This is a genomic window from Streptomyces sp. NPDC053431 (assembly GCF_044544925.1).
GTDB lineage: Bacteria > Actinomycetota > Actinomycetes > Streptomycetales > Streptomycetaceae > Streptomyces.
In genome coordinates this window covers 387,287-408,849 of record NZ_JBITXX010000003.1, presented here as the reverse complement: position 1 = coordinate 408,849, position 21,563 = coordinate 387,287, and the positions used below count along the sequence as shown (strand labels likewise).

Annotated in this window: 21 protein-coding genes and 2 riboswitches; of the genes, 16 read left to right on the top strand and 5 right to left on the bottom strand. The window is 74.3% G+C overall.

What is annotated here, in order from left to right; genetic code table 11:
• Positions 1-114: 114 nt before the first annotated feature.
• The 3 genes from ACIGXE_RS11335 (at position 115) to ACIGXE_RS11325 (ending at position 2,521) form a co-directional block, all read left to right on the top strand.
• Positions 115-252 (top strand): hypothetical protein, encoded by a 138-nt coding sequence (locus tag ACIGXE_RS11335; protein WP_399745860.1) that lies wholly within the window; start codon positions 115-117, stop codon positions 250-252.
• A 10-nt stretch (positions 253-262) separates the two neighbouring features.
• Positions 263-1,207 (top strand): RNA polymerase sigma-70 factor, encoded by a 945-nt coding sequence (locus tag ACIGXE_RS11330; protein WP_399745859.1) that lies wholly within the window; start codon positions 263-265, stop codon positions 1,205-1,207.
• Between the two features lie 114 nt (positions 1,208-1,321).
• Positions 1,322-2,521 carry an NAD(P)/FAD-dependent oxidoreductase gene (locus ACIGXE_RS11325; RefSeq protein ID WP_399745857.1) on the top strand — a complete coding sequence of 400 codons (1,200 nt, stop codon included), beginning with the start codon at positions 1,322-1,324 and terminating at the stop codon, positions 2,519-2,521.
• Between the two features lie 302 nt (positions 2,522-2,823).
• Here the strand turns inward: ACIGXE_RS11325 and ACIGXE_RS11320 are convergent, their stop codons facing one another.
• Positions 2,824-3,480 (bottom strand): class I SAM-dependent methyltransferase, encoded by a 657-nt coding sequence (locus tag ACIGXE_RS11320; protein ID WP_399745855.1) that lies wholly within the window; start codon positions 3,478-3,480, stop codon positions 2,824-2,826.
• A gap of 264 nt (positions 3,481-3,744) precedes the next feature.
• Between ACIGXE_RS11320 and ACIGXE_RS11315 the strand changes: the two genes are divergently transcribed.
• The 9 genes from ACIGXE_RS11315 (at position 3,745) to ACIGXE_RS11275 (ending at position 11,383) form a co-directional block, all read left to right on the top strand.
• Positions 3,745-4,236, top strand: coding sequence for a hypothetical protein (locus ACIGXE_RS11315; protein WP_399745853.1), 492 nt, complete (start codon positions 3,745-3,747; stop codon positions 4,234-4,236).
• Positions 4,237-4,460: 224 nt separating this feature from the next.
• Positions 4,461-4,919, top strand: a complete 459-nt coding sequence (locus ACIGXE_RS11310; RefSeq protein ID WP_399745851.1) for a WXG100 family type VII secretion target — start codon at positions 4,461-4,463, stop codon at positions 4,917-4,919.
• Between the two features lie 52 nt (positions 4,920-4,971).
• Positions 4,972-5,277: a WXG100 family type VII secretion target gene (locus ACIGXE_RS11305; RefSeq protein ID WP_399745849.1), complete on the top strand. Its 306-nt coding sequence runs from the start codon at positions 4,972-4,974 to the stop codon at positions 5,275-5,277.
• Entirely contained in the window at positions 5,277-7,043 is a 1,767-nt protein-coding gene (locus ACIGXE_RS11300; RefSeq protein ID WP_399745847.1) for an RNase A-like domain-containing protein, read from the top strand. Before ACIGXE_RS11305 ends, ACIGXE_RS11300 begins: the two co-directional genes overlap by 1 nt.
• A 28-nt stretch (positions 7,044-7,071) precedes the next feature.
• Positions 7,072-7,632, top strand: coding sequence for a hypothetical protein (locus ACIGXE_RS11295; protein ID WP_399745845.1), 561 nt, complete (start codon positions 7,072-7,074; stop codon positions 7,630-7,632).
• 41 nt (positions 7,633-7,673) lie between these two features.
• Positions 7,674-7,973: an RNase A-like domain-containing protein gene (locus ACIGXE_RS11290; protein WP_399745842.1), complete on the top strand. Its 300-nt coding sequence runs from the start codon at positions 7,674-7,676 to the stop codon at positions 7,971-7,973.
• Positions 7,974-7,986: 13 nt separating this feature from the next.
• Complete coding sequence (locus ACIGXE_RS11285) at positions 7,987-8,643, top strand: contact-dependent growth inhibition system immunity protein (protein WP_399745840.1); 657 nt, start codon at positions 7,987-7,989, stop codon at positions 8,641-8,643.
• A gap of 77 nt (positions 8,644-8,720) precedes the next feature.
• Positions 8,721-10,376 carry a glycosyltransferase family 2 protein gene (locus ACIGXE_RS11280; RefSeq protein ID WP_399745838.1) on the top strand — a complete coding sequence of 552 codons (1,656 nt, stop codon included), beginning with the start codon at positions 8,721-8,723 and terminating at the stop codon, positions 10,374-10,376.
• A gap of 47 nt (positions 10,377-10,423) precedes the next feature.
• Positions 10,424-11,383 (top strand): D-2-hydroxyacid dehydrogenase family protein, encoded by a 960-nt coding sequence (locus tag ACIGXE_RS11275; protein WP_399745836.1) that lies wholly within the window; start codon positions 10,424-10,426, stop codon positions 11,381-11,383.
• Between the two features lie 180 nt (positions 11,384-11,563).
• On the opposite strand, the gene ACIGXE_RS11270 is transcribed toward ACIGXE_RS11275, so the two are convergent.
• Together ACIGXE_RS11270 and ACIGXE_RS11265 are read right to left on the bottom strand one after the other, a co-directional pair.
• On the bottom strand, positions 11,564-12,412 hold the full coding sequence (locus tag ACIGXE_RS11270) for a CbtA family protein (protein ID WP_399745834.1): 849 nt from the start codon (positions 12,410-12,412) through the stop codon (positions 11,564-11,566).
• A gap of 15 nt (positions 12,413-12,427) precedes the next feature.
• Positions 12,428-12,658, bottom strand: a complete 231-nt coding sequence (locus tag ACIGXE_RS11265; RefSeq protein WP_399745832.1) for a CbtB-domain containing protein — start codon at positions 12,656-12,658, stop codon at positions 12,428-12,430.
• Positions 12,659-12,693: 35 nt separating this feature from the next.
• A riboswitch (cobalamin riboswitch) is annotated at positions 12,694-12,834 on the bottom strand.
• Between the two features lie 51 nt (positions 12,835-12,885).
• Here ACIGXE_RS11265 and ACIGXE_RS11260 point away from each other — a divergent pair.
• Entirely contained in the window at positions 12,886-13,443 is a 558-nt protein-coding gene (locus ACIGXE_RS11260; RefSeq protein ID WP_399745830.1) for a histidine phosphatase family protein, read from the top strand.
• Positions 13,444-13,666: 223 nt separating this feature from the next.
• The gene (abc-f, locus tag ACIGXE_RS11255) at positions 13,667-15,268 is read left to right on the top strand and encodes a ribosomal protection-like ABC-F family protein (RefSeq protein WP_399745828.1); all 1,602 of its coding nucleotides are present in this window, start codon (positions 13,667-13,669) and stop codon (positions 15,266-15,268) included.
• Here abc-f and ACIGXE_RS11250 read toward each other — a convergent pair.
• Entirely contained in the window at positions 15,246-15,677 is a 432-nt protein-coding gene (locus ACIGXE_RS11250) for a hypothetical protein (RefSeq protein WP_399745826.1), read from the bottom strand. The two genes, abc-f and ACIGXE_RS11250, sit on opposite strands and share 23 nt — an antisense overlap.
• Before the next feature lie 79 nt (positions 15,678-15,756).
• On the bottom strand, positions 15,757-19,386 hold the full coding sequence (gene cobN, locus ACIGXE_RS11245) for a cobaltochelatase subunit CobN (protein WP_399745824.1): 3,630 nt from the start codon (positions 19,384-19,386) through the stop codon (positions 15,757-15,759).
• A gap of 59 nt (positions 19,387-19,445) precedes the next feature.
• Positions 19,446-19,528: riboswitch (cobalamin riboswitch) on the bottom strand.
• 127 nt (positions 19,529-19,655) lie between these two features.
• On the opposite strand from cobN, the gene ACIGXE_RS11240 reads away from it, so the two are divergent.
• Both ACIGXE_RS11240 and ACIGXE_RS11235 read left to right on the top strand, forming a co-directional pair.
• The gene (locus tag ACIGXE_RS11240; protein WP_399746351.1) at positions 19,656-20,885 is read left to right on the top strand and encodes a cobalamin biosynthesis protein CobG; all 1,230 of its coding nucleotides are present in this window, start codon (positions 19,656-19,658) and stop codon (positions 20,883-20,885) included.
• Complete coding sequence (locus ACIGXE_RS11235; protein ID WP_399745822.1) at positions 20,882-21,535, top strand: precorrin-8X methylmutase; 654 nt, start codon at positions 20,882-20,884, stop codon at positions 21,533-21,535. The genes ACIGXE_RS11240 and ACIGXE_RS11235 overlap by 4 nt, the downstream gene beginning before the upstream one ends.
• Positions 21,536-21,563 lie beyond the last annotated feature (28 nt).

The window sequence follows — 21,563 nt, the reverse complement described above, 5'->3', positions numbered from 1 at the left end:
GGGAGCGGGAGCGTCCGCGGCGGGACGGACCCCGCCGCCGCGGCACGCCGTACACACCTCGCGGGGCGGCCCGCCGTCGCGCCCGTCGGCGTTTCCGCTTAGCGGGAGCAACGGGTGCGCGCAGCCCGGGGCGGCGGCGGCGCCCTGCCGGTCCGCGCAGCCGAGGGCGGCGGCGTCGCCCTGCCGTTCCGGCGCGAGGGCGCCTGGCTCCTGTCGTCGCGGGGCAGGCGGGAGTTCGGCGACAGGGCCTAGGATCGCGGGTATGGGCCTGATCGCGAGTGACATCGACCGGTTCGAGGCCGCCAGGCCCCGGCTGGAGGCCATCGCCTACCGGCTGCTCGGCTCCGCGGTCGAGGCGGAGGACGCCGTGCAGGAGACGTACCTGCGCTGGCAGGCGGCCGACGTCGCGCGGATCGAGGTCCCCGAGGCCTGGCTGACGAAGGTCCTCACCAACTACTGCCTCAACCAGCTCACTTCGGCCCGCGCGCGGCGCGAGACGTACGTGGGGCAGTGGCTCCCCGAGCCGCTGCTCGCCGGGGACCCGATGCTCGGCCCGGCCGACACGGCCGAGCAGCGCGAGTCCGTGTCGTACGCCGTCCTCGTCCTCCTCGAGCGCCTGTCGCCCAAGGAGCGGGCGGTGTACGTGCTGCGCGAGGCCTTCGACTACCCGCACCGGGAGATCGCCGAGATCCTGGACATCACCGAGGCGGCCGGCCAGCAGATCTACCACCGGGCCAAGAAGCACGTCGCCGGGGGCAAGGCGCGCACCGAGGTCGACGAGGCCGAGGCGCGGCGGATCGTCGAGGAGTTCCTGGCCGCGGCGACCACCGGACGCACCGAACCCCTCGTCCGCCTGCTCACCCAGGACGCCGTCTCGGTCGGCGACGGCGGCGGCAAGGTCCCGGCCCGCGCGAAGGCGTTCGAGGGCGCGCTCGCGGTCGCCACCTTCCTGCGCGGCCTGTTCAAGCCCGGTCCGGCCAAGCGGGCCCTCGTCGGCGGGGCGGCCGAGATCTACGCCACGACCGCCAACGGCGAGCCCGCGATCGTCGCGGTCGTGGACGGCCGGGTCGTCGGCATCTCCTGCCTGGAGGTCACGCCGGAGGGCATCGTGGCGGTCCGCAACCAGGTCAACCCGGACAAGCTCGTCCGCGCGACCGAGCAGTGGGCCGCCGCGGACCACGCGGAGGGCCCGCTCCACACCCTCTGAATCGGGTGTGATGCAGGTCACATTCTGATCCTGTCAGGAATCGCCGGGCCGTCCGGTTCAAGGGGCGACACCACGCCGGACAACGGCGGAACCCGCCCAGACAGGAGCACGGACATGCAGCACCGCATCGTCGTCCTCGGCGCCGGCTACACCGGAGCCGTCGCCGCCGGCCGCCTCGCCAAGCGGCTGCACCGCGAGGACGTCACCATCACCCTCGTCAACCCCGAGCGCGACTTCGTCGAGCGCGTCCGGCTGCACCAGCTCGCCACCGGCCAGGAGCTCAAGCCCCGGCCCTTCGACGAGATGTTCGCCGGCACCGGCGTGGAGCTGAGGCTCGCGAAGGTCACCGCCGTGGACGTGGACCGCAGGACGGTCTCCGTGACCGGCGCCGACGGCCCGGCGGAGCTGGCGTACGACACCCTCGTCTACGCGCTCGGCAGCGGCTGGAACGACGGGGGCGTCCCCGGCACCGCCGAACACGCCGACGAGGTGTCCAGCCGCCCGGGCGCCCTCCGCCTGCGCGACCGGCTCGCCGCCCTGGGGGCCGGCCGGCCCGTGGTCGTCGTCGGCGGCGGCCTCACCGGCCTGGAGGCCGCCACCGAGATCGCCGAGGCCCGCCCGGACCTCGCCGTCTCCCTGGCCGCCCGCGGCGGCCTCGGCGACTGGCTCTCCGCGAAGGGCCGCGCCCACCTGCGGAAGGTGACGGACCGGCTCGGCATCGAGGTCCACGAGCACACGGCCGTCACCGAGGTGGCGGCGGACGGCGTCACCACCGCCGACGGCCGGACCATCCCCGCCGACGTCACCGTGTGGACCACCGGTTTCGCCGTCCACCCGATCGCCCGGGCCACCACCCTGGAGCTCGGCGAGGGCGGCCGGATCGTGGTCGACGGCACGATGCGCTCGGTCTCCCACCCCGACGTGTACGCGGTGGGCGACGCGGCGCTGGCGATGGGCCCCCAGGACAAGCCCCTCCGCATGTCCTGCGCCTCGGGCGTCCCCATGGCCTGGCAGGCCGCCGACGCCATCGCCGCCCGGCTCGCCGGCGTCGAGGTCCCCGGCGTCTCCCTGCGCTACTTCCAGCAGTGCGTGTCCCTCGGCCGCAGGGAGGGCCTGATCCAGTTCGTCACCGCCGACGACCGAGCGGTCGACAGGGCGCTGACCGGCCGCGTGGCCGCCCTCTACAAGGAACTGATCTGCAAGGCCGCGGCCTGGGGCGTCGCCAACCCGACCGCGGGCATGCCGTCCCGGCGCCGGCGCGTCGTACGGCAGGAGCCCCAGGGCCACGCCGCCCCGGCCGAGGCGACGGCCTGAGCGGGCGGGATGGGGGCGGGCGCGATCGGGGCGGGGGCGATCGGGGCGGGCGCGCCCGCCGCACGGGATCGGCCGAGGGCGCCGGCCACGTCCCGGCCGACCGCCGGTGCCGATCCGCGGACGGTCCGTCCCGGATGTCAGCCGGTCCGTCGCAGCCCGGCGCCGGCCACCACCGGGCGGACCGGCGGCGATGCCGGTCCTCGGACGGTCCGTCCCGCCTGTCAGCCGATCCGTCGCAGCCCGGCGCGGGCCACCACCGGACGAACCGGCGGTGCCGATCCACACCCGGGCCGCCCCGCCTGTCAGCCGATCCGCCGGACCCCGGCGCCCGGCACCTCGGCCCGGACCAGCAGGACGGTCCGGGTGCCCACCTGGAGCACCCGGGCGGCCGGCGCCGTGAAGCCCGCCGCCTCGGTCAGCCGGACCGCGTCCTCGGGGGACTCCGGCAGCGGCAGGTCCGGGGCGACCAGCGCGGCGAAGACGCCGCGCGGCCGGAACGTCGACGCCACCGGCAGGCTGAAGCCGACCCGGCCGCCCGGTCGGACCGCGCGCAGCCAGTCGGCGAGAGCGGCCTTGCCGAGGAAGTGCAGCGAGGACGCGCACAGGACCACGTCCAGGGCGCCGTCGCCCACGGGCAGCGGCACCGCCGGGCCGACGCGCCAGTCCACCGCGCCGGCCCGCCCCGCCCGCTCGGCCCGGGCGCGCCCGGCCGCCACCATCCCGGCCGACAGGTCCACCGCGAGGACGGGCAGCGCGGTGGCGCCCGAATCCCTCCACCGGGCGGCCACCGCGAGGGCCACCGCCCCGGTGCCGCAGGCCGCGTCGGCCACCGCCTCGCCGGCCGAAGGCGCGAGCCAGGCGGTCAGTTCGGCGGCGACGGCGTCGTGGTGGGCGTCATCGTACGTCCCTGACAGGGCGTCGAAAGCCTGCGCCATCCGGTCCGTCGTCGTCGGTGTCATGCGGCGCAGCCTAGATCCTGTCGCCGAACTCCCGTTCACCCGTTGCCCGGGGGGCAGGCGGGAGTTCGACGACAGGACCTGGAGGGCCGGGAGCGGTGCGGCTCATCGGTCGCGGGACCGGACGGCCGGGGACCGTCAGGGCGTCCGCCCGTACGTCCCGCGGGAAGCAGCGGACCTCCACGTCCTCGACGGCGACGCCCGCGTGAGGGCCGGACCGGCGCCGGCGCCCGCCCCGGCGAACGTATGATCGCCGCCGGTCGGCACATGGAACAGGGAACGGGGGCTCGGGCGATGGGCCGCGCATGGGACAGGTTCACCGGCACGGCGTACCCGGACGGCGGGGTCGCGCCCCTGCCAGCGGCGGAGCTCCGCACCGCGCTGCTCGCGCTGGACGGGCCGGACGTGCCGTTCCGCGTACGCGACGCCCTCCCCTCCGAGAAGGCCGACCTGGTGGCGGAGTGGCGGGTGCCGACGCTGCGCCTGACGCTCAGGACCCGGCTGCGGCTCGTCCCCGGGAGCCGCGAGGTGCGCACGCTCCACGAGCAGTGGGAGGCCTCGACCTCCGACTCCGGCCGGCAGTACAGCCGTGGGGCCGGGACCCGCGTGTCCCGGCAGTGGACGTACGAGCGGGGGCCCGACGGACGTCGCCGCTGGGTCGAGACCTTCCGCTTCGACTCGCGCGACATGCGGGACCCCTTGAGGAACACCGTCCTCGACGCGGGGTGGACCTGGCGCCCGGTGCTGTTCCGGCTCTGACCCCGCGACCCGGCCACGGGCTCACCGGCCGGCCCGGTGAGGTCATCGACGAGCGCGCCCCCTTCGCCGCCGCGAAGAACGCGCCGTACGACATCCGTGGCGGTTGACCACGACCGGCGCCCTGAGCCGCGGGGGCCGTCGCCCTCCCCCCTCGGCTCCGGCGGCTCGGGAGCCACCACGCCTCGGGGGTCCGGACGACTTCGTTGTCATCGTCCTTCGCTACAGTGAACTACCGTACGCAGGAACGCGCGTACGAACGGCGCGACGAGCGGGGGCTCAGGATGCGTGACGCCGATCTGGCCGTCTCGGAGGACAACCTCTCCAAACTGGCCGACGACCTCGACGAGATGCAGCGGTATCTGGAGAAGCAGATCCGTGGCATGGACGCGGTCGTCGACCGGATCGCCGCGGGCTGGCAGGGCCCGACGGCCACCGCGTACCGCTCCCTGCACCGCGGAGCCGCCGAGGACGCCGTGCGCATCCGTCAGGTGATGGTCCTCCTCGAAGCGGCCATGCGCGCGTCGCGCGACGGCTTCACCGAGCAGGAGCTCGACGTCCTCGCCCAGTTCAGGCAGCGGCAGGAGAGCGAGGACGTGGCCGCCGCCGCGCGCGAGCTCACCGTGCCCGATCCGGCACCCGCGCCGGGCGCCGCCGGGCCGAAGAGCCGCCTCACCGACATCTGACCGGCCTCTGCCGTCCGTCCGGCCGGAATCTGCACCACGGGGGATCAGCACCATGCCCGACGACGACCGGATCACCGTCGACTTCGCGACCCTGCAACGCCTTTCGGGCGACCTGGAGGAGATCCTCCGCGCCCTCAACGAGAAGCTGGACACGCTGTACGCGCGGGCCGCGAAGGCCGTCCTGAGCTGGGACGGCGAGGCGCGCGAGGCCTTCATCGACGAGCTCGACAAGTGGAGCCACTCCGCCGACGACCTCAAGGCCGCCCAGGCCTGGCTGCACGAGGTCGTCGTCAAGGGGCACCTCAACTACGCCGCGGCCAACCGGTCCGTGCTCCAGGGCTGGGGAGGCGGCGCCTGATGGCCGGTCCCTCCACCCCCGCGTCGCCCGGTGGCAGCGGCACCATCGACGTCAAGCCCAGCGACCTCTGGACGGTGTCCGGACGGGTCGCCACGCAACAGGACTTCCTGATGCGCGGCGCCCGCACGCTCCTGGACGAGCTGGGCAAGTACCCGGACGCCGGCGGCGCGGGCACCGAGGCCCGGAAGTTCGCCCAGGCGTACAAGAAGATCGGCGACCGATGGCTCGAGGTCTGGGGCCGTTCCGTGCTGAGCGTCGGCGGCGTCGCCGTCGGCTTCACCGAGACCGCCAACGCCTACACCAGGGCGGACGTCGCGGCCCACCCCCAGCCGGGCAAGACCGCCGAGCAGCGCCCGCTGCCCACCGTCGTCGACAAGACGCCGAAGTTCGACGCCGTCCCCGACATCAAGTGGGGGGACGACGACGGCGGCGACGACCTGCTGCGCGGTCTGATGGAGGGCATCCCCGAGATCGTCCGGGACGTCCTCCAGCCGCTGTGCAAGCACGTGTTCCGGGTCGGCAAGGTGGCCGACGTCCACCCCTTCCCGCAGCAGCACTACCTCAACTCCCTCTGCCACAGCTGGATGAACGTCTCCATCGTGGCGACGACGGTCGCGGACCAGCTCACCCAGGCCGTCGGCACCATCACCAACCACCAGCAGGCCGACTGGGAAGCCGCCATGCGGACCTTCTGCAGCGCCCTGTGGGGCGGCACGGCCTGGGGGCAGCAGCGGCACGGCTACCAGTGGGCGCAGACCGCCAACTCCGGTCCCGGCACGCCCCGGGTGCCCACGGGCAGCGAGCCCGTCCTGGCGGTCCTGAAGGACACGGCCGACAACATCGCCACCATCCTCCGCGAGTACGCGGAAGCCGCCGTCGACCTGAACCGCGACGTCTCGGACGAGCTCCACCGGGCCATGTGGAAGGCCGCCAAGGAAATCATCGACGACATGGCCAAGCCCAAGGACCCCAAGAGCATCCTCACCAGCGTCACGTCCGCCATCGGCAAGGGCGCCGGCCTGCTCCTCTCGTTCGACGTCAAGACCGTGCTCAACATCGACACGGCCAAGCTGAACCGCATCGTCGACACGTACACCGGCATCCTGAGCGGCCTCACCACCCGCATGGAGGCGCTGAAGGGCCCCCTGGACGAGGCCTACCTGAGCGCGCCCAGGTTCGAGGCGGGCGTCGCCCGCGCGCACGGCTTCGGCGCCCGGGCACTGGAGGAGTTCAAGGACTCCAAGGTCTGGCTGAAGGTCGACTCGAACGGCAACTACGACCTGAACCTCGCCGCCAACGAGTACATGGCGGACGGCCACACCCTGGACAAGCACGTCGGCAAGACGGACGAGCAGCTGGCCCAGCGGCTGCGCGACCAGCAGTCGAACGGCCCGACACAGGCGTGGCCGTACGGGAAGCCGAAGATCGGCAGCTCCTCCGCCTTCCCCAACTACCAGCGGGCCGAGGAACTCACCGAGTACAACCTCAACCAGAACAAGGCCGCCATCGAAGCGTGGATCAAGGGCCCGCCGCCGCCGGAGGAAGGCAAGGTCAGAGACTTCCATTCGACCGCGCCGAACGGCGAGACCAGCGGCCGCAGCGTGTCCAAACAGCCCGTGGACCCGAACGACCCGCTGTCCGGGTACAAGGAGGGTGGCCTGAAGGCCAAGGGATACGACGTGAACGGCATCGACACCCGGATCCGGTACGACAGCAGCCGGAACCCTCCGTTCACCGTCATGACCTCGATGCCCTCCAAGTCCTGACAGCTCACAGAGAAAGGCCGGCACCCCCATGTCAGTCGACCAGAAGTCCTGGGAAGCCGCGGTACGTCACCTCTTCGAGGACGCGTACCCGTACGACGCCACGGGCCCACGCCGTCACGAGGACTGGGTCCTCGACGTACTCGCTCTGATGGCGCGGGTCCCGGACCCGCGTGGCTGGACCGGTCTCGACGACGCGGCACAGAACCCGGAGCGCCAGGCGACCCCCACCTACCCCTTCGTCGCGCACCCCCCGGACTACATCAGGGTGCGCCTGCGCGAGATCGACCGAAGCAGCGCGGAGACCCTTCTCCTGGCTCTCACGGACGACTGCTGCACCCTGTCCAACCTGAGGCGCTTCACGGAGAGCGAGGAGGAGCTGCGGGCCATGGCGCGCACGGTCCTCGACCGGTACGGGGACGCCGCCACCTTCCACACCAACGTCGACCGGCCGGGCGTCGTACCCGGCACGCTCGACTTCACGACCTCGAACTGGGGATACAGCCCGCTCAGCGTCTACTCGGAGGACTGCGGCCTGATCGTCGTCTCCGACACCGAGGTCGGCATGTTCTGGAACTTCTCCGACTACTGAGCCGCCCGCCCTCCGAGCAGGCGATTTGAGAGGATGCCCCCGTGCTCACCCGTTCCGCCTCCTACCCCGACCGGGAGACCGCCCACTGGGCCACCCAGCAGGTGGTGACCGCCAACGAGCAGGTCATCCACCGCTGGCTCGCGCAGGGCACCCGGGCCCGCCTCACCGTCGAGGCCGCCTGGCCCTCCCGCGAGGAGCCCGTGGGCCGGGTCCAGCTGGCGGCCGACCTGCTGGCCGGGCACGGGCCGGTCGACGTCCGCGCGGCGCGCGTGGTGCTGCGCCGCGAGCCGTCGAGCCCGCACGGCTTCGTCGTCCTGACGACCGTCCCGTTCTACCTGTAGGGGTCGCCCGCACATGTCCATGAAGCCCCTCGAACACGACCGCCGGTACGGCGAGCTGGACCAGGTCATGCGCGCCTACCTGGGGCAGCCCGCCGACGACACCCCGGAGCGGCGCAGCCGCGCGCTGGAGGCGTACCTGCGGCACACCTGGCACACCCGCCCCTCGGCCGTCGCCGAGGCGGAGCGCCAGCTGCGCGCGTACAGCCGGAACCCTCCGGGCCGGCTCCGGCACACCCTCGGCGAGTTCTACGCGATCCCCGACACCGGAATGCCCCAGTCGGCGATCGGCGACTGGCTGCTGCTGCTCGCCGACCACCTGAAGCGGAGCGTCGAGGAGGGTGACGTCCCGGAGCCGTCGTCCCCGCAGACGCACTGGGAGTGGCACGCGCGCTTCCCGGAGACGGGGCAGCTGCTCGGGGGCTGGTTCTCGCAGGACGTCGTCGACGAGTTCGACGACCACGAGGCCGCCGTCGCCGACTACGCCGCCACCACCCACCCGCAGGTGGTCGCGCGCCTCGTGGGCGAACTTCACGAGCTGCTCGCCCTTCCCCTGGACGAGGGGGACTACGCCCTGGCGGCCGCCGAGCTCGGCATGGAGGTGGACCCGCCCGAGCCGTTCTCCCACGGTGCCTGGTTCCGGTCGGTGGCCACCGCTCTGTCGGGCGGCTGAGCCGTCTTCCCCCGGCTGGCGATACGATGCGCCATCGCGACCAGCTTCACAAGATCTGCACTGGGGGATCCCGAAAGATGAACGTCCCGCGCACGCCGACGGTCTCGCTCGTCGTTCCCGTCTACAACTCGATGCCGTACCTGGAGCTCACCCTCCAGTCGATCGAGCAGCAGACCATCGGTCTGGACGCGATCGAGGTCGTCGCCGTCAACGACGGCAGCACCGACGGCAGCGGCGAGCTGCTCGACGCGTGGGCCGAGCGGCATCCGGGGGTCATGAAGGTCGTCCACCAGGAGGCGTCCGGCGGGCCGAGCCGGCCGCGGAACGTGGGCCTCGACCACGCCACCGGCACCTACGTGTTCTTCGTCGACGGCGACGACTGTCTCGGGCCGGAGGCCCTGGAGCGGCTCGTCGCGATGGCCGAGAAGAACGGCTCGGACACCGTCCTCGCCAAGCTGATCGGCGTCGGGCGCCGGGTGCCCAAGCAGGTCTTCGCGAAGAACGTCGACAAGGCCGACCTGTCCAAGGGCGACGTCTACTACACCCTGATGCCCTTCAAGCTGTTCCGGCGCGAGGTCATCGAGAAGCACGGCCTGCGCTTCCCCGAGCACATGCGGATCAGCGAGGACCAGCACTTCGTCGCCCGCGCCTACCTGCACAGCAAGGTCATCTCGATCGTCGGCGACTACGACTGCTACTACGTCGTCAAGCGCGGCGACGACGGCAACATCACCGCGAACGGCATCGACTTCACCGTCGCCGTGGAGCAGGCCGACGAGATGGTCGAGCTCGTCACCGGCCTCACCGAGCCCGGTCCGCTGCGCGACCACCTCGTCGGCCGGCACGTCAACGTCGAGATGATCCGCCGCTTCGACCGGCGCTTCCTCGACGCCGACGGCGACGAGCGCAAGCGCATGGTCGAGCTGGCCCGGCCGTACGCCCGGAAGTGGATCAGCCCCGAGATCCTCGCGAAGATGCCCGTCAACGAGAAGCTCGTCGCGCACTGCCTGCGCGAGGGACTGACGGACGAGCTCGTCGCCGTCGTGGAGTGGCACCTCGCCGGGCAGCCCGGCAAGGCCGTCGTCCGCGACGGGCGGCTCTACGCCGCCCCGCCGTTCCCGGCCGCCGGCTCGGCCGCGCACGAGGAGCTGTGCGACATCACCCGCGCGGCGCTCGGCGTCAGCCCGCGCCGCCGGGTCGACCGGCTCGCCTGGCGCGGCACCGTCCTGGAGCTCGCCGGCTACGCGTACCTCGACCAGGTGGACTCCGACGACCTGGTGACGGAGGTCGTCCTCACGCACGTCGGCACGGGGCGCGAGATCGCCGTCCCCGCCGAGCAGGTCCCCTCCCCGCATCTCACCGTCACCCGCGGCAAGGAGACCTACGACTACGGGCGGGCCTGCTTCCGCGCCTCCGTCGACCTGGCCACCGCCGACGCCGGCGCCGCCCTGCCCAAGGGCGACTGGCACCTGTCGCTGCGCTGCACCGCGCACGGCCTGACCGCCCGCGGCAACCTCGGCACCGCGCTCGGCGGCAAGGTCAGCAAGCGGGCCGACGAGCACGCCGTCTCCCTTCCCGGCGCCGGCAAGAAGCTGCACACCGTGCGGATCGGCCCGCGCGACGGCCAGTTGGTGCTCCAGCTCAAGCCGGCCCCGTCGGCGGTCTCCGCGTACGCCGTCAGCTTCGGCTGGAAGGCGGCCCGCGCGGTCAAGGCCCGGATCAACTGGAAGTAGCCCCCCGACGGGCCCCCGGGCCGCCCGGGTAGGCGATCATGCGGTCCATGAAGCTGCGTTGCGCGATCCTCGACGACTACCAGGGCGTCGCCCTCTCCCGTGCCGACTGGGGCCCGCTGGACGGCCGGGTGGAGGTGCGCGTCCTGCGGGAGCACCTCACCGACCGCGACGCGCTCGTCGGCGCCGTGGAGGACTGCGAGATCCTCGTCGTCATGCGGGAGCGGACCCCGGTCGACGCCGCGCTGCTCGCCCGGCTGCCGCGGCTGCGGCTGCTGATCACCTCGGGGATGCGCAACGCCTCGATCGACCTGGCGGCGGCCCGCGCACGGGGCGTCACCGTCTGCGGCACGGACAGCAGTTCCGTACCGCCCACGGAGCTGACCTGGGCCCTGATCCTGGGACTCGCCCGGCAGGTGCACACGGAGAGCCGGGCGATGCGGGACGGCGGGCCGTGGCAGTCGACGGTCGGCACGGACCTGGCGGGCCGCACCCTCGGTCTCGTCGGGCTCGGCAGGATCGGCGGCCGGGTGGCGCGGATCGGGCAGGCCTTCGGCATGGACGTGACCGCCTGGAGCCCGAACCTCACCGACGAGCGCGCGGCCGGGCACGGGGTACGCCGGGCGGCCTCGCTCCACGAGCTGCTCGGCGCCGCCGACGTCGTCTCCCTCCACCTGGTGCTCTCCGACCGCACCCGCGGCCTGCTCGGGGAGCCGGAGCTGCGGGCGATGCGCCCGGGCGCGTATCTGGTCAACACCTCGCGGGCGGGTCTGGTCGACGGTCCGGCGCTGGTGCGGGTGCTGCGCGAGGGCGGGATCGCGGGGGCGGGCCTGGACGTGTACGAGACCGAGCCGCTGCCCGCCGACGACCCGCTGCGCACCCTGCCGAACGTGCTCGCGCTGCCGCACCTGGGGTATGTGACGGAGGACAACTACGCCCGCTACTTCGGGCAGGCCGTCGAGGACATCGAGGCCTTCCTGAGCGGCGCCCCGGTGCGCGAGCTCGCGTAGCCGCCTGCTCCGGCTCGGGCCCCGGCTCCGACCCGGCTCGGGCTCCGGCTGGGGCTCCGGCTCGGGCTCCGGCGCCTGCTCCCGCTCCTGCTCCTGCACCGGCTACTGCTCCGGACCGAAACGACCGGCCCCGTACGCCTCAGCGGTGTACGGGGCCGGTCGTCGTGTCACGGCGCGGGGTCAGGCGGCCGGGGCGGGCGCCTGGGCCGCCTGCGCCGCCCGGGCGGGCGGTGCGAGCAGCCGTTCCGCGAGCAGCCCGAAGGCGAGTCCGAAGGCCACCCACAGGGCGGCCTGGATGCCCAGGGTCGCGAGCCGGAACTCCCACAGCACGGCGGCCGGGAAGGTGCCGGCCACCGCGTCCTCGTTGCCGGGCAGGAACGCGCAGGCGATCCCGACCACGGCGACGAAGCCGAGGCCCGCGACGACGGTGGCGTTCCAGTTGCCGAGGCGCGGCGCGAGCCGGCGGCCCGCGACGACCGCGGCGATGCCGAGCAGCACGCTCAGCAGGATCATCAGGAAGAAGAGCGTGGTGCGCTTCCCGATGGTGTCCGGGTTGCCGACGGCCGGAGGGGTCGCCGGGTACTTCAGGAACGGCACCAGGTAGACCGTGGTGAAGGCCGCCGCCGCGACGAGCGCCGCGGTGGCCTTCGGGGTGAACCGGCCGACCCGGCCCAGGACGAAGCAGAACGCCAGGGACGCGATCCCGCCGAGGGCCACGCCGTAGACGAGTACGCCGGTGGCGAGACCCGCGGTGGACTGCAGGTCCCGGCTGACGATCTCCTCCTCGGAATCGGCCTGGGTGGCCGCTCCGTTCGCGCCGTGGTCGTGGCCGTGGTCGTGCGCCGCCGGCTCGGCCTTGGCGGCGGCCTCCTCGACGGCGATCGAGGCGTTGACGGACGGCTCACCGGCGACGTAGGCGACGGCGAAGGCGAACAGTCCGGCGATCAGGCCCGCGAGCAGGCCGCGGACCAGGAGTCGCCCCACGAGCGTGCCCGTGGGCGCGGTGGGGACGTTGGCGGGGGACGACATGTGCGCGGTGACCCCTCAGTGGCAGGGGAAACCGAGCAGGTGGCGCCCGTCGTGCACCCACTCGTGCACGTCGCTGCCCGCGAACACGGACAGGGCACCCTGCTCCGCGCCGACGAAGTAGAGCGCGACGAGCATCAGGATGCCGGCGAACGCCGCCCAGGGAAGCACGGCACGGACCGGCAGCGTGACCGGGACCGTGACGGCGGGGGTGGACGGAACGGCGGGCGACGCAATGGCCTCGGCCATGGTGGAACCTCCTCGGGAACTCGCGTCCCATACGGTGGTGCGCGACGACGGTCGTCGGGTCTGACTCACCGTCCACGGGCTGGGGACGGCTCACAGTGGCGCGACCGTGCCGGACTCTCACCGGACTTCCGTCTCGCCGTCGTCGTTCATATGGAAATGTCGACTGACGGTACCGCGCCGATCACAACACGCCAAGACCGCCCGGAACGCTGAGGGATGTATCACCCATGACCGTGCACCTCTCCCTGATCGCGCCCGCCATGAACAGGGCACTGCGCGAGGCGCGGTTCGACGACGACGGACCGCTGGAGCCCCTGCGCGACAAGCGGTTCGACCCGCTGTGCCCGGCGCCCCGGGTGCGCCTGGTCCGTTCGCCGTCCGCCCGGTGCGAGGGGACGGCCGGGGTCCTCGGCCTCACCGAGGTGCCCGCCGAACCGGCGCTCGCGGGTTGCGCGATGGGCCGGTGGCGGGGCCGTGGCCTGGACGAACTCACCACCGAGGAACCGGAGTCGGTGGCCGCCTGGCTCTCCGATCCCGCGGCCGCCCCGCACGGCGGCGAGTCGCTGCGCGAGCTGCGCGCCCGGGTCGCCGCCTGGATGGACGCCCTGGAGCCGGGCACCGTCCTCGCGTTCACGGAGCCGGACGTGGTCCGCGCGGCCGTCGCCCACGCCCTCGGCGCGCCGGAGGCGGTCTTCTGGCGCCTCGACGTGCGCCCGCTGGAGCGCGTCGAGCTGTCGGGCCGGTCGGGGCGCTGGAACGTGCGCCTGGGCGCGCCGGTGAGCTGAGCCGCGGGCCGGTGAGCTGCGCGGCGGGCGTGCCGGTGGGCTGAACCGCTGGCGCGCCGGTGAGCTGAGCGGAGGGCGGGCCGGTGAGCTGAACCGCGGGCGCGCCGGGCGCCCCCAGGCGAGACGAAACGTCTTGCGAGGTACCCGTCGGAGGCGTACGGTGGCCGCATAACGAGACGAGACGTCTCGTCCCCCTGATCTCGTGCTCCCGAGGAGGTCGCCCTTGTTCCATGTCCGACTCACCGACGTCACCCGGCGCTTCGACGACCGGTACGTCCACGACCGGCTCGTCCTCGACCGGGTCTCGCTCACCGTCCAGGCCGGCGAACGCCTCGGCGTCGTCGGCGACAACGGCTCCGGGAAGTCCACGCTCCTGCGACTCCTCGCCGGCGCCGAACGCCCCGACCACGGCACCGTCACCGTCGAGTCCCCCGGTGGCGTCGGCCACCTCGCCCAGGCCCTGGACCTGCCCGGCACCGCCACGGTCGGCGACGCGGTCGACCGGGCGCTCGCCGGCGTACGGGAACTGGAGCGGCGCATCCGGGAGGCCGAGGCCGCGCTCGCCGCGACCGGCGACCTCGACGGGTACGCCGAGCTGCTCGCCGCCTACGAGGCCCGCGGCGGCGAGGGCGCCGACCGGCGCGTGGAGACCGTGCTCCGGCGGCTCGGCGAGCGCGCGCCGCTCGACCGGGACCGCCCGCTCGGCACCCTCTCCGGCGGCCGGCGTTCCCGGCTCGCGCTCGCCGCGACCCTCGCCGCCGACCCCGAACTGCTGCTCCTCGACGAGCCCACCAACGACCTCGACGACGAGGCCGTCGGCTGGCTGGAGGAGCGGCTGCGCGCCCACCGGGGCACGGTCGTCGCCGTCACCCACGACCGGGCCTTCCTCGACCGGGTCACCACCGCCGTCCTGGAGGTGGACCACGAGACCCGGACGGTCCGGCGGTACGGCAACGGCTACGCCGGCTACCTGGCCGGCCGGGCGGCCGAACGGGCCCGCCGGGAGCGGGAGTACGAGGAGTGGCAGGCCGAGCGGAGCCGGTACGCGGGCATCGCCGACAGCACCGTCGACCGCTTCTCCCGCATCCCGCGCAAGGCCCCTGCCGCGTTCAGCGGCGCCGGCGCCTTCCGGGCCCGGTCACGGGCGCACGGGGCGGCGAGCCGCATCCGGGCCGCCCGGACCCGGCTCCGGGAGCTCGCCGAGCGCCCGGTGCCCAGGCCGCCCGAGCCGCTGCGGTTCGCCGCCCGGATAGCGGGCGAGCCGGCCCCCGTCGACCTCACGGACGTGCGCGTCGACGGGCGGCTCCGGCTCGACGCCCTGCGCCTGGAGCCCGGCGAACGGCTCCTGGTCACCGGCCCGAACGGGGCCGGCAAGACGACCCTGTTGCGGGTCCTGGCGGGCGAGATCACCCCGGACGCCGGCACCGTGAAGGTCCCGGACCGGGTCGGGCTGCTGCGCCAGGACACCGCGCCGCCCACCGACCCCCGTACGGTGGCGGAGGCCTTCGGGACGGGCCGGGAGGAGGAGCTGCTCGCGCTCGGGCTCTTCGCCGCCCGCGACCTGACCGTCCCGGTGCGGTACCTGTCGGCCGGGCAGCGCCGCAGGCTGGAGCTCGCCCGGCTGGTGACCCGGCCCGCCGACCTGCTCCTCCTCGACGAACCCACGAACCACCTGTCCCCGGGCCTGGTGGAGGAACTGGAGGCGGCCCTGGCGGGCTACCCGGGCACCCTGGTCGTCGTCAGCCACGACCGGCGGCTGCGGGCGGGCTTCCCCGGACGGCGCCTGGAGCTCGGGCCCTGGGTCAGCGCACCGTGTCCGGCGTGAACGTCGGGGCGTCGAGGGTGGGCACGGGAACGACGACGACGGGGTCACCCGGCGTGTACCCGGGCGGGGGCGTGTACGGCGGCGGCGCGGGGCGGTCCGGAGCCGGCGGCGGGTTCGGTCCGGCGTAGGGGTTCTGCGGCTCCAGCGTCTTCTTCTTCCACGTCCCCGCGCCCGCCGCCGACCGGGACGGCTTCGGCGAGCCGCCCCGTGACGGGGTCGCGGTGGCGGGAGCCGGGGACGGCGTCGGCTTCGCCGCCGCGGAAGGCGTGGCCGACGGCGTCGCCCCCGGGCCGGGCGTGGCCGGAGAGGACGGCCGGGCACCGGGCTTCGGGGCCGTACCCGCGCCGTCCGGGCCCGAGCAGGCCCCCAGGGCCAGGCCCAGGCCCAGCACCGCCACCGCCGTCGTCACAGCTCCGCGGGCCCGCATGCCCACCACCCCGCCCTGGTCACGTTCTCGATCCGCACAGACGTGCGGCCGGGATCGTAGCTCAGGCGTCGTCGCCGCCCTCCAGGTCGCCCTCGGTCTCCAGGAAGACCTGCCGCAGCGCCGCGAGCGTCTCCGGGTCCGGCTTCTCCCACATGCCGCGGGACTCGGCCTCCAGGAGGCGCTCGGCGATGCCGTGCAGGGCCCAGGGGTTGGCCTGCTTCAGGAAGGCCTGGTTCTCCGGGTCGAGGACGTACGCCTCGGTGAGCTTGTCGTACATCCAGTCGGCGACGACACCCGTCGTGGCGTCGTAGCCGAAGAGGTAGTCGACCGTCGCCGCCAGCTCGAAGGCGCCCTTGTAGCCGTGGCGGCGCATCGCCTCGATCCAGCGCGGGTTGACCACGCGGGCGCGGAAGACGCGCGAGGTCTCCTCGACGAGGGTGCGGGTGCGGACGGTCTCCGGGCGGGTGGAGTCGCCGATGTACGCCTCCGGGGCCGTGCCGCGCAGCGCGCGGACGGTGGCCACCATGCCGCCGTGGTACTGGAAGTAGTCGTCCGAGTCGGCGATGTCGTGCTCGCGGGTGTCGGTGTTCTTCGCCGCGACCGCGATCCGCTTGTACGCCGTCTCCATCTCGGCGCGCGCCGGGCGCCCTTCGAGCCCGCGGCCGTACGCGTACCCGCCCCACACCGTGTACACCTCGGCCAGGTCGGCGTCGGTGCGCCAGTCGCGCGAGTCGATCAGCTGCAGCAGACCCGCGCCGTAGGTGCCCGGGCGGGAGCCGAAGATGCGGGTGGTGGCGCGGCGCTCGTCGCCGTGCTCGGCCAGGTCGGCCTGCGCGTGGGCGCGGACGTGGTTGTCCTCGGCCGGCTCGTCCAGGCCCGCGACCAGCCGTACGGCGTCGTCGAGCAGCCCGATGACGTGCGGGAACGCGTCCCGGAAGAAACCGGAGATGCGCAGCGTCACATCGATGCGCGGGCGCCCGAGCTCGGCCACCGGGATCGGCTCCAGGCCGTTCACGCGGCGCGAGGCGTCGTCCCACAGCGGGCGGACGCCGAGCAGCGCGAGGGCCTCGGCGACGTCGTCACCCGCGGTGCGCATCGCGCTCGTGCCCCACAGGGAGAGGCCGACCGAGGTGGGCCACTCGCCGTTGTCGTCGCGGTAGCGGGTGAGCAGCGAGTCGGCGAGGGCCTGGCCGGTCTCCCACGCGAGGCGGGACGGCACGGCCTTCGGGTCGACGGAGTAGAAGTTGCGGCCGGTCGGCAGCACGTTGACCAGACCGCGCAGCGGCGAGCCGGACGGGCCGGCCGGCACGAAGCCGCCGTTCAGCGCGTGGACGGCGTGGTCGAGCTCGTCGGTGGTCGCGGCGAGCCGCGGCACGACCTGCTCGCAGGCGAAGCGCAGCACGGCGTGCACCTCGTCGCCGTACCCGTCGGCCACGGTTGCGATCGCGTCCGCGGACCAGTCGGCGGCCTCCATGCCCTCGACCAGCTCGCGGGCCTTCGCCTCCGCCTCGTCGGCGGTGGTGCGGGTCGCGGCCGACTCGTCCAGGCCGAGGGCCTCGCGCAGGCCGGGCAGGGCCTGCGTGCCGCCCCAGATCTGGCGGGCGCGCAGGATCGACAGCACCAAATTGACCCGCTCGGGGCCGGTCGGGGCGCCGCCGAGGACGTGCAGACCGTCGCGGATCTGGGCGTCCTTGACCTCGCACAGCCAGCCGTCGACGTGCAGCAGGAAGTCGTCGAAGCCGTCGTCGTCCGGGCGGTCGTCCATGCCCAGGTCGTGGTCGAGCTTCGCGGCCTGGATCAGCGTCCAGATCTGGGCGCGGATCGCCGGCAGCTTCGCCGGGTCCATGCTGCTGATCTGCGCGTACTCGTCGAGCAGCTGCTCCAGTCGGGCGATGTCGCCGTACGAGTCGGCGCGGGCCATCGGCGGCACCAGGTGGTCGACGAGGGTCGCGTGCACGCGGCGCTTGGCCTGGGTGCCCTCGCCCGGGTCGTTGACCAGGAACGGGTAGACCAGCGGGAGGTCGCCGAGGGCCGCGTCCGGTCCGCACGCGGCGGACAGGCCCGCGTTCTTGCCGGGCAGCCACTCCAGGTTGCCGTGCTTGCCCAGGTGGACCATCGCGTCCGCGCCGAAGCCGCCGTCCTCGGTGCGGGCGGCGATCCAGCGGTAGGCCGCCAGGTAGTGGTGCGACGGCGGCAGGTCGGGGTCGTGGTAGATCGCGATCGGGTTCTCGCCGAAGCCGCGCGGCGGCTGGATGAGGACCAGCAGGTTCCCGCGGCGCAGCGCGCCGAGCACGATGTCGCCGTCCGGGTCGCCGCCCTGGCCCACCCGCGAGCGGTCGAGGAACATCTCGCCGGGCGCCGGGCCCCAGTGCTCCTCCACCTGCTCGCGCAGCTCGGCGGGCAGCTCGGCGTACCAGCGCCTGTAGTCGGCGGCCGGGATGCGGACGGGGTTGCGGGCCAGCTGCTCCTCGGTGAGCCAGTCCTGGTCGTGGCCGCCGGCCTCGATGAGGGCGTAGATCAGCTCGTCGCCGTCGCCGGAGACGAGGCCGGGGATGTCCTCGACCGGGCCGAAGTCGTAGCCCTCCGCGCGCAGCCTGCGCAGCAGCGCCACGGCCGAGGCGGGGGTGTCGAGGCCGACCGCGTTGCCGATCCGGGAGTGCTTCGTCGGGTACGCGGAGAGGACCAGCGCCAGCTTCTTCTCGGCGTTCGGGATGTGCCGCAGCCGGGCGTGCCGGACGGCGATGCCGGCCACCCGGGCGGCGCGCTCGGCGTCGGCGACGTACGCCGGGAGGCCGTCCTCGTCGATCTCCTTGAAGGAGAACGGGACGGTGATCAGCCGCCCGTCGAACTCGGGGACGGCCACCTGGCTGGCGGCGTCCAGCGGCGACAGGCCCTCGTCGTTCTCCTCCCACGCGGCGCGCGAGCCGGTCAGGCACAGCGCCTGCAGGATCGGCACGTCGAGCGCGGCGAGCGCGCCCGCGTCCCAGGCCTCCTCGTCGCCGCCGGCCTGCGCCTCGGCGGGCTTGGTGCCGCCGGCCGCGAGCACGGTGGTGACGATGGCGTCGGCGCCGCGCAGCTCGTCGAGGAGCTCCGCCTCCGGGGCGCGCAGGGACGCCACGTACAAGGCACGCGCTCGGCCGCCGGCCGCCTCGATCGCGTCGCACAGGGCGCCGACGAAGGCGGTGTTGCCGCTCATGTGGTGGGCGCGGTAGTAGAGCACGGCGACCGTGGGGCCGGTCTCGTTCTTCGCGGTCCGCTCCAGCGGGCCCCAGGTGGGGGCGGGCGCCGGGGACTCGAAGCCGTGGCCGGTGAGCAGGACCGTGTCGGACAGGAAGCGGGCCAGCTGCTCCAGGTTGCCGGGGCCGCCGTGCGCCAGGTAGGCGTGGGCCTCGGTGGCGACGCCGACCGGGACGGTGGAGGTCGCCATCAGCTGGGCGTCGGGAGCCTGTTCGCCACTGAGCACGACCACCGGCTTTCCGGCGGCGAGGACCGTGTCGAGGCCCTCCTGCCAGGAGCGCAGGCCGCCGAGGAGGCGGACGACGACGAGCTCGGCGCCGTCGAGGAGCGCGGGGAGGTCGGCGAGGGGCAGCCGTGCCGGGTTGGCGAAGCGGTAGGCGACCGGGCCGTCGGCGGCGTTCGCCGCGCGGGCGCTGAGCAGGTCGGTGTCGGAGTGCGACAGCAGCAGGAGCATGGCGAGCTCAGGCCCTTCCTCGGGGTTGTCCGCGCCCCGGGTGGTCGTGTGGACGGCGGGAGTTCCTGACTCACCGGGCGCCCGGTTGCCCGGGGCCGGCTCACAGTGGCGGGACCGCGCCGGATTCTCACCGGGCTTCCTCCCCGGGGCCCTGGGACCCCATGCCGGTCTGCATCCTAGATCGTGCGGGTCGGGCGGTGGGGGCGTGCGGCGGAGTAGGCCTGATCACACCCCTGTCGGAGCCCTCGGTCGGCCGGGGGGCCGTGGGTATGCTCGCCGCCATGCCGCCCACCCCTCACAGCTCGCCCGAACGGGGCGAACCACTCATACGGGACCGTGGTGACGCATGCCCGGGGGCGTTGCGTCTGCACGCCGCCGCCGACGGCTTCCTGGCCCGACTGCGGCTGCCCGGCGGCAGACTGACGTCACATCAGATCGAGCTGCTGGCCTCGGCGGCCGAGACCCTGGGCGACGGCGGCGTCAGCGTCACCTCGCGCGGCAACACCGAGCTGCGCGGCCTCCGCGACGGCTGCGGGGCCGAACTCGCCGCCCTTCTCGGCGCCGCGGACCTGCTGCCCTCCGCCACCCACGAGCGGGTGCGCAACATCGTCGCCTCGCCGGCCGCCGGCCTCGACGGACTCGGCCACGGCGACGTGCAGTTGTGGGTCCGCGCACTCGACGCGCTGCTGTGCGCGGAGCCCCGGGCCGCGTCCCTTTCGGGCCGTTTTCTCTTCGTCCTCGACGACGGGCGCGGCGACGTCGCCGGCCTCGGCGGCGATGTGACCTTGATCGCAGCACCGTGGGGCGCGGACCTCCGGGTCGGCTCCCAGGTCCTCCGCGTCGCCGCCGCCGACGCGCCCCGCGCCGCGCTGGCCGCCGCGCTCGCCTTCCTGGACGCCGCCGCCGCGGCCGGGACCGGCGCCTGGCGCGTACGGGAACTGCCCGACGGCCACGCGCCGGACCTGTCCGGGGCGCTGGCCCGGGCGGGCGTACCGGCGGAGCGGGCACCGGAGCGTGCGCCGGCGCAGGGCGCGCCGCTCGCCCCGGGCCCGCTCGGACCCGACGCGGTGTACGTCCTCGCCCCCCTCGGCCGGCTGACCGCCACCCAGCTGCGCGCGCTGCCGCCCGCCGACGAGATCCGGCTGACGCCCTGGCGGGGCGTGGTCGTCCGCACCGCCCCCGCCCGGCTCCCGGAACTCGCCGCGCACGGCCTGATCACCCGCCCCGACGCGCCCGGCGCCGGGGTCACCGCCTGCACCGGGCGGCCCGGCTGCGCCAAGGCCCTCGCCGACGTGCGCGCCGACGCGCGCCGGGCGCCCGCGGGGTCGCTGCCCGTGCACTTCTCCGGCTGCGAACGCCGCTGCGGCCACCCGCACGGCACCTGGGTCGACGTCCTCGCCACCGGCGACGGCGCCTACCTGGTGGCCGGCGTGCCCACCCCCCGTACCTCCCTGCCCGAAGCGGTCGCCACGGCCCGCACCACGCCCACGACGAGATGAGCGAGAGCCAGAGGATGTTCGAGTACGAGAAGGACGGGGCGGAGATCTACCGCCGCTCCTTTGCCACGATCCGCGCCGAGGCGGATCTCGCGGGCCTGCCCGCCGACGTCGCCACCGTCGCGGTGCGGATGATCCACGCCTGCGGCATGACCGACCTCGTCCAGGACGTCGCGTACTCCCCCGGTGTCGTGGCCTCGGCCCGCGCCGCCCTCCGCGCGGGCGCGCCGATCCTGTGCGACGCGCAGATGGTCGCCAGCGGAGTCACCCGCAAGCGGCTGCCCGCCGACAACGACGTGGTCTGCACCCTGTCCGACCCGGCCGTGCCCGCGCTCGCCGCCGAGCTCGGCACCACGCGTTCGGCCGCGGCGATGGAGCTGTGGCGGGACCGTCTGGAGGGCTCCGTCGTCGCCATCGGCAACGCGCCCACCGCCCTCTTCCACCTCCTGGAGATGATCGCGAAGGGCGCCGGCCGGCCCGCCGCCGTCCTCGGCATCCCGGTCGGCTTCATCGGCGCCGCCGAGTCCAAGGACGCCCTCGCCGCGAACACCCTCGGCCTGGAGTACCTCGTCGTCCGCGGCCGGCGGGGCGGCAGCGCCATGACCGCGGCGGCCCTCAACGCCCTCGCGCACGAAGCGGAGATCCAGAAGTGACCGGCAAGCTCTACGGCGTGGGCCTCGG